This window comes from Sphingosinicella terrae, assembly GCF_003347635.1.
In the GTDB taxonomy this organism is placed as follows: Bacteria; Pseudomonadota; Alphaproteobacteria; order Sphingomonadales; family Sphingomonadaceae; genus Allosphingosinicella; species Allosphingosinicella terrae.
Genome location: NZ_QDFY01000059.1, coordinates 1 through 560 on the forward strand (window position 1 = coordinate 1; position 560 = coordinate 560).

Consider the following 560-nt stretch of genomic DNA (forward strand, 5'->3'; position numbering starts at 1 on the left):
CCGGCCTGCTCGGCCAGCGCCTCGACCTCGCCCGACAGGTTGCGGGCGGCCGCCGAGGTCTCCTCGACCATCGCCGCATTCTGCTGGGTCGACTGGTCCATATTGGTCACCGCGGCGCTGATCTGGGTGATCGCCGAAGCCTGGGCCTGGTTGTCCGACGCCATCGTGCCGAGCAGGTGGTGGACCTCGCTCACCCCTTCCGAGATGCCGGCCAGCGCGCTGTCGACCTTCTGCACCGCGCCGACCGCCGTGCCAATCTCCGCCTGGGTGACGGTGAGCTGGTCGCGGGCCCGCTTGGCCTCCTCCTCGGCGCGCATCGCCAGCGCCGAGACAAGGTCGGCGACGACCGCGAAGCCGCGGCCCGCCTCGCCGGCGCGGCCGGCCTCGACCGCCGCGTTCATCGCCAGGACGCGCGTCTGGAAGGCGATCTTGTCGACGCCCTCGATGACGCTGTCGATGCCCTTGGCGCTCTCCGAGACCCGGCCCATCGCCTGGACCGCCTCGTCCGCCATCGATCGGCCGCCATCGACCGTGGAGATCGCCTGGTCCGCCCGCTCGAC

1 protein-coding gene is annotated in these 560 nt (G+C 72.1%); it reads right to left on the minus strand.

All coding sequences use genetic code 11. The features are described 5' to 3' along the window. Positions 1-560: methyl-accepting chemotaxis protein (locus DDE10_RS23235; RefSeq protein ID WP_284734854.1), on the minus strand; the 560-nt coding region annotated here is incomplete at both ends.